Here is a 6,721-nt window from a genome sequence, read left to right as displayed (position 1 = left end):
GCTCGGACCGGTGGAGCCTCCCCTTGTGATTGCGTTCGGGCCTGAGGAAGCCGTGTCGACCCGGCCCGTCGGCGCGCAGGCCGTCGCCGATCTCACCTCGACGCATGGCGGGCCGCTGGCAGGATTGGCAGCTGCGGTTCAGGCCCTGAAGGCAAAAGGGACGCAGCACGGCCTGCTGGTATCGGCAGCAGTAGACACGCCCTTGCTGCCGCACGGCTTTGCAACGGCCATGAGCGCGGCGCTGGGGGAAGCGGCCGCGGCCTTTGCCGCCTGGGGCGAGGATTTTTATCCGACCAACGCCATATGGCGCATCGAGACGCTGGCTGGCCTCCCTCATGATTGGCTTGCCGGAACGGGGCCATCGAGCCCGCGCGCCCTGTTGGCGAATCTTGCGGCCCGGCGCGTCGATTGGCGGGACCGCTACGCCGACAATCCGTTTCACAATGTGAACGGACTGTCTGACCTGCTGCATCTCCAGCGCGTACTGGCAAAGCAAAGCCCGGTTTTGCAGGAAAGACGGGCTCGGTGACGCTACTTATTCACACCAGCGCCAAATTGGGCTTGGCAAACCAAAACAAGTCCGTTACATGGACCACGCTCTCAGCAAGAGGGCGAACGAACGGTGTTCCGCGGTAGCTCAGCGGTAGAGCAATCGGCTGTTAACCGATTGGTCGTAGGTTCGAATCCTACCCGCGGAGCCATTCGTCCAGCGCGCATTCGAGCGCAGCTTTCCTCCCCTGCGTAGCCATTGCCAGCCCCGCTCCGGCGGGATAGACCGGCATTTCCCTTCAGAACTTCCCTGGATATTTCCCATGGTCGCCGTGACAAGCAAGGCCGCTCCGGCCGGGCAGACTTCCTACAACATCATCCTGGCGGTCAGCGCGGCCCATCTCATCAACGACCTGATCCAGTTCCTGCTGCCAGCGCTTTATCCGCTGCTCAAGACCAATTATGCGCTCGACTATACCCAGATCGGCCTGTTGACGCTGGCCCAGCAGATTACCGCCTGCATTCTGCAACCCTTGCTGGGCCTCTACGGCGACGTGAAGCCCAAGCCCTATATGCTCGCGGTTTCGCTGCTGGTGGTGGCCATCGGCGTGCTGCTGCTGGCCACGGCGGGCAATTTCTTCATGCTGCTTTTGGCCTCGGTGGTGCTGGGTACCGGCTCGGCGCTGTTCCATCCCGAAGCCTCGCGCGTGGCGCGGCTCGCATCCGGCGGGCGGCTCGGCTTTGCCCAGTCGGCTTTCCAGGTTGGGGGCAATGCAGGCACGGCCATCGGCCCTCTCGCCGCCGCCATGATCGTGCTGCCGCTGGGCCAGTCGAGTACCGTATGGTTCGGCCTCGCCGCGGTCATTGGCATCATGCTGCTGACCTATGTGGGGCGCTGGTATTCCAGCCATCAGCGGGCCGTTGCCAGCCGACCAGCCGCGACGCCAGCCAAGCCGGTTCTGAGCCGTAACCGGCTGATCCTCGCCTTCGTGGTCATCGGCGCACTGCTCCTGAGCAAATATGTCTATATCGAAACGTTCAAGAGCTATTACACCTTCTATCTCATCGAGAAATTCGGCCTGCCGGTGCAGGACGCGCAGATGTATCTCTTCCTCTTCCTCGGCGCGATTGCGGTGGGCACCTTTTTCGGCGGTCCGATCGGCGACCGCTTCGGTCGGCTGGCGGTGATCTGGGGCTCCATCGTGGGCGCCCTGCCCTTCGCGCTGCTCATCCCCTATGCCAATCTATGGGGCACGGCGGCGCTCAGCATCGCGGTGGGGCTCATCCTCTCCTCGGCCTTCTCTGCCATCGTCGTTTATGCGCAGGAGCTGGTTCCGGGCAAGGTGGGCATGGTGGCCGGATTCGTCTTCGGCTTTGCCTTCGGCATCGGTGCAATCGGCGCGGCAGTGCTGGGCGCCTTGGCCGACCAGATCGGCATCGTCGCCGTATTCGGGCTTTGCTCATTCCTGCTGATTCTGGGCTTCCTCACCATCTTCCTGCCACGTTCGGCGGAGCTTCATGCAAGGGATCGGAAATGAGCGCGGCAAACGGCATGGACGACGAAAGCCAGATTACCCTTACCCGCACCATCGACGCCCATGTCGAGGATGTCTTCGCAGCCTGGACCGATCCGGCGCTAATCGAGCAATGGCAGGCGGATGCGGCGGAAATGGACGCTTTCGAGGGCGGCGAATACAGCTTCACCACGTATGGCGACGAGGAGGATCCCGAGGACCATGTGGTTCGCGGCGAGGTCCTGCAATTCGTGGAAAACGAAAAACTGGTCCTCTCCTGGGTGCAGCGCGATTCCGAGGATGACGACGCGGAAGAAACCATCTTCGTGATCGAAATTCTGTTCCAGCCCATGGGCGAGGAGCAGACGCGCATCACCCTCACCGAACGCGGCCTTGCCCATGCCGACCCCGAATCCCGCATCTTCGCCATGGAGGCGTGGAGCGCGGCGCTGGAGCAATTGGCCGAGGTGATGGAGTAGTCGCCGAGGGGAATGAAATTGCGCCAGCCCATGGATGGCGCTTCACTATTGCTCCTTGATGCGCAGGAAGGAAATGCCCTGCCATATGAGGCCGTTATGGCTTGCCGGGGGCGGCCCGCGCTCCTAGCATGGCAACTCCGCATAGCTGTTCCAGAAGTTCCATGGCCACCCATAAAGACCTCATCTCCGCCATCGGCAACACGCCGTTGATCCGTCTTAACCGCGTTTCCCAACTGACGGGCTGCGAAATCTGGGGCAAGGCGGAGTTTCTCAATCCCGGCCAATCGGTCAAGGACCGGGCGGCGCTGTTCATCATTCATGACGCGGTCAAATCCGGCGCGCTCAAGCCCGGCGGCACCATAGTGGAAGGCACGGCGGGCAATACCGGCATCGGGCTGACGCTGGTGGCCAATTCGCTCGGTTTCAAATCGGTGATCGTCATTCCCGAGACGCAGAGCCAGGAAAAGAAAGATGCGCTGCGCCTCTATGGCGCCGAACTGATCGAGGTTCCGGCCAAGCCCTACAAGAACCCCAATAACTACATCAAGATTTCCGGCAGGCTGGCCGAAAAGCTCAACCGCGAGCGGCCGAACGGCGCCATCTGGGCCAACCAGTTCGACAATGTCTCCAACAAGCGTGCCCATGTGGAAACCACCGGTCCCGAAATCTGGCACCAGACCAATGGCCGGATCGACGGCTTCATCACCGCCGTGGGCTCCGGGGGCACGCTGGCCGGCGTGGCCGAGGCCCTGCGCGCCCGCAGCCCCGACATCAAGATCGGGCTCGCCGATCCCGAGGGCGCGGCGCTCTACAATTATTACGCCCATGGCGAGCTGAAATCGTCCGGCAATTCCATCACCGAGGGCATCGGCCAGGGGCGCATCACCGCCAATCTCGAAGGGCTGAGCGTCGATAATCCCTACCAGATTTCCGACGCGGAGGCCCTGCCCTATATTTTCGACCTGCTCGAAAATGAAGGCCTGTGCCTGGGTGGATCGAGCGCCATCAATATCGCCGGGGCGGTGCGGATGGCGCGCGACCTGGGGCCGGGCAAGACCATCGTCACCGTGCTGTGCGACTATGGCAACCGCTATGCCAGCAAGCTGTTCAATCCCGCCTTCCTGCGCGAGAAGAACCTGCCGGTGCCGGGCTGGCTGGAAAACCCCACGCCGATCGACATTTCCGATGTGATCGTGGCGGAGTGACCTCCGGCAATATCCGGCATTGTCCGCGCGGCTGGGCTTGCTAGTATCGTCCCACCACAGCAGGGCGGGATCGAGTGTTCGGCATCAGCGATATTCTCAGGGCCATCGTCGCGGACCTGCATATTTTCGCGGCCATATTGGCCGCCATCTATCTGCTGGCCTTTGTCTGCGCAGTGCGCGAAATCATGAATTCGCGCACCTCCCAGGGCTCCATCGCCTGGATATTGGCGCTGGCGCTGCTGCCTATCCCAACGGCCCTGCTCTATCTGGTCTTCGGCTGGAAGGCTTTTGACGACTATGCCACCGACCGCATCCGCAATGGCCGCGCCGCTCGCCCCCTGCGTGCCAAGGACCTGGCGCTGATCGACCGCGACACCAGCGACGAATGGCCAGTGCAGGTCAAGGTCTCGGAAGTGCCGTTTCTCAACGGCAACGAGGTGGAGGTGCTGGTGGATGGCCACGCCACCTTCGATTCCATCTTCGAGGGCATCGAGCGCGCGCGGAAATATCTTCTGGTGCAGTTCTATATCGTGCGGGATGACCGACTCGGGCAGGAGCTGGCGGAGCGGCTGATCGCGCGCGCCAAGGCCGGCGTAAAGGTTTATCTGCTCTATGACGATGTCGGCAGCACCGGCATGCCCAAGCGCTACCGCAGGGAATTGCGCGAAGCTGGCGTGCGCGTGGCCGGCTTCAATCAGCGCCATAAATTCCTGCGCGTCTACGGGCCCACGCGCATCAATTACCGCAACCACCGCAAGATCGTGGTGGTGGATGGCGAGCACGCCTGGGTGGGCGGGCACAATGTGGGCGTGGAATATCTGGGCGAAGACCCGCGCTTCGGGCGCTGGCGTGATACGCATGTGCGCGTTTCGGGCCCGGCCGCTCTGGGCTGCGCCCTGCTTTTTCGCGAGGATTGGGAATGGGCGACCGGCGAAGCTCTGCCCGCCGACCCTCCCGAAACGGTGGCCACGCCCGGCGACCAGTCGGTGCTGGTGATGGGGAGCGGACCGGCCGACAAGCTGGAGGAATGCGCCATTGCCTTCACCGACATCATCGGGCGGGCGCGAGAGCGCATCTGGATCGTCAGCCCCTATTTCGTGCCGGACACCGATATCCGCACCGCGCTCTATGCCGCCAAGCTACGCGGCGTGGATGTGCGGGTGATGCTGCCCAACGAACCTGACCACAAGCTGGTATGGCTGGCCAGCATTGCCCATGCCGACGCCATGATCGAGCATGGCGTTTCCATCTACCGCTACCAGGACGGCTTTTTGCACCAGAAGGTGGTGCTGATGGATGACGAGATCGCCACCATAGGCAGCGTCAATTTCGATAATCGCAGCTTTGCCATCAATTTCGAGATCACGCTGTGGTTTGCCGATCGCAAAACCATCGACGCTGTCGAGGCCATGCTGCTCGAGGATTTCGAGAATTGCCGCGAGGTCGGGCTGGACGAGGTGAAGTCGCGTCCGCTGGCCATGCGTTTCCTGACGCAAGCAGCCCGCCTGCTCTCTCCGGTTCTATAGAAAGGTCAGCGGACGGGCGGTGCGTAGAGCTGGCCGCCATTGGTCCAGAGGGCATTCTGGCTGCGCAGCAGCGCGGCGCCGGTCTGCGGACCGAAATGGCGGTCATAGAGCTCGCCATAATTGCCCACGGCGCGGATGACATCGGCCATGAAGGAGGCGCGCAGTCCCAAGGCGGCGCCAAAGTCGCCATCGACGCCGAGGATGCGGCGTACCACCGGCGTCCGCGCGCCCAGAAGGGAATCGACATTGCTGGCGGTAATCCCCGTTTCCTCGGCATTGATGAGCGTAAACAGCGTCCAGCGGATGATGTCGAACCATTGCTGGTCATCGTCGCGCACTACCGGGCCCAGCAATTCCTTGGAAATGCGCTCGGGCAGGATGCGGTGGGCCCCCGGGTCGGGCAGCGCCCGGCGTATGGCCTGCAACTGCCGGGCGGGAGCCGAAATCACCTGACAGAGCCCAGCCTGATAGGCGACGCTGAGATCGGCCACGTCCTCATAGGGAATTTCGCGATAGCTGCCCTGGTTGGAGAAGAAGAACTCCTGCAGGCGCTCCAGTTCTTCACCGCCATCGAGGACGCAGACGGTGAGATCGTTGAGCTCGAAAGCCGAGACCACACCCATGGACTGGCGCAGGAGAAAGGCCTGCCCATCGAAAAAGGCGGTGCCGACATAGCGCGCGCCATAAAGCGAATCCCGCCGCGTGGTCCAGGGACCGTCGCGCACCAGCACGTCGACCATGCCGGTCTGGAGCGGCGCAAAGCGCGCTTCCCCGCGCAAGGACCGAAACTCGATGCGTTCGGGATCGCCGAAAACCGCGGCGGCAATGCCGCGGCAGAGATCGACATCGAAGCCGGACCAGCGTCCCTGAGCATCCTGCTGCGCAAAGCCCGGCAAGGCGCCGGTGGCGCCGCAGATGAGAAATCCCCGATCGCGCACCGCCTGCAGCGTCTGCGCACCCGCCGGCAGCGCGGCGGATGCGAAAAGCACGGCAAAAACCGCCATTCCGCTCAGCAATCGGGTGAAAAATCGGCTCAATTGGAAGGCTTTCCCTGGGTCCACCTCATATTGGCCGGCCGCGACGCATGGTCAAGCGGCCGGCCGAATGAGTTGTGTATTTCCGCGCCAGACACCGGGCGGCAGGGCGCCGTCTTCAATGCAGGATCTGGCTGAGGAAAAGCCGGGTGCGCTCATGCTGGGGATTGGAGAAGAAGGCCTCGGGCTCGTTCTGCTCGATGATCTGGCCCTGATCCATGAAGATGACGCGATTGGCCACCTGGCGGGCAAAGCCCATTTCATGAGTCACGCAGATCATGGTCATGCCATCCTCAGCCAGCCCGATCATCACCTCGAGCACCTCCTTGACCATTTCCGGATCGAGCGCCGAAGTCGGCTCGTCGAACAGCATGATGCGGGGCTGCATGCAGAGCGAGCGGGCGATGGCGACGCGCTGTTGCTGGCCACCGGAGAGCTGGCCAGGGGATTTGTTGGCCTGCTCGGGGCGTTTGA

Annotated in this window: 7 protein-coding genes and 1 tRNA gene; 6 read left to right on the top strand and 2 right to left on the bottom strand. The window is 62.8% G+C overall.

Annotated elements, in window-relative coordinates:
* The 6 genes from mobA to cls form a co-directional block, all read left to right on the top strand.
* On the top strand, nucleotides 1-529 hold a 529-nt coding region (gene mobA, locus VDP82_RS12115), incomplete at its 5' end, for a molybdenum cofactor guanylyltransferase (RefSeq protein ID WP_323015105.1).
* A 97-nt stretch (nucleotides 530-626) separates the two neighbouring features.
* Nucleotides 627-701: transfer RNA gene (locus VDP82_RS12110), tRNA-Asn, on the top strand.
* Nucleotides 702-812: 111 nt separating this feature from the next.
* Entirely contained in the window at nucleotides 813-2,027 is a 1,215-nt protein-coding gene (locus VDP82_RS12105; protein ID WP_323015104.1) for an MFS transporter, read from the top strand.
* Nucleotides 2,024-2,482, top strand: a complete 459-nt coding sequence (locus VDP82_RS12100; protein ID WP_323015103.1) for an SRPBCC domain-containing protein — start codon at nucleotides 2,024-2,026, stop codon at nucleotides 2,480-2,482. The genes VDP82_RS12105 and VDP82_RS12100 overlap by 4 nt, the downstream gene beginning before the upstream one ends.
* Before the next feature lie 161 nt (nucleotides 2,483-2,643).
* On the top strand, nucleotides 2,644-3,687 hold the full coding sequence (locus tag VDP82_RS12095) for a cysteine synthase A (protein WP_323015102.1): 1,044 nt from the start codon (nucleotides 2,644-2,646) through the stop codon (nucleotides 3,685-3,687).
* Between the two features lie 74 nt (nucleotides 3,688-3,761).
* The gene (gene cls, locus VDP82_RS12090; RefSeq protein ID WP_323015101.1) at nucleotides 3,762-5,213 is read left to right on the top strand and encodes a cardiolipin synthase; all 1,452 of its coding nucleotides are present in this window, start codon (nucleotides 3,762-3,764) and stop codon (nucleotides 5,211-5,213) included.
* A gap of 5 nt (nucleotides 5,214-5,218) precedes the next feature.
* Here cls and VDP82_RS12085 read toward each other — a convergent pair whose 3' ends face one another.
* Both VDP82_RS12085 and VDP82_RS12080 read right to left on the bottom strand, forming a co-directional pair.
* On the bottom strand, nucleotides 5,219-6,250 hold the full coding sequence (locus tag VDP82_RS12085) for a transporter substrate-binding domain-containing protein (RefSeq protein WP_323015100.1): 1,032 nt from the start codon (nucleotides 6,248-6,250) through the stop codon (nucleotides 5,219-5,221).
* A 115-nt stretch (nucleotides 6,251-6,365) separates the two neighbouring features.
* On the bottom strand, nucleotides 6,366-6,721 hold a 356-nt coding region (locus VDP82_RS12080), incomplete at its 5' end, for an amino acid ABC transporter ATP-binding protein (RefSeq protein ID WP_323015099.1).

It is taken from the genome of Devosia sp. (genome assembly GCF_034675085.1).
GTDB lineage: Bacteria > Pseudomonadota > Alphaproteobacteria > Rhizobiales > Devosiaceae > Devosia.
The sequence above is the reverse complement of the archived record's forward strand: the minus strand, read 5'-3'. Positions and strand labels throughout refer to the sequence as shown.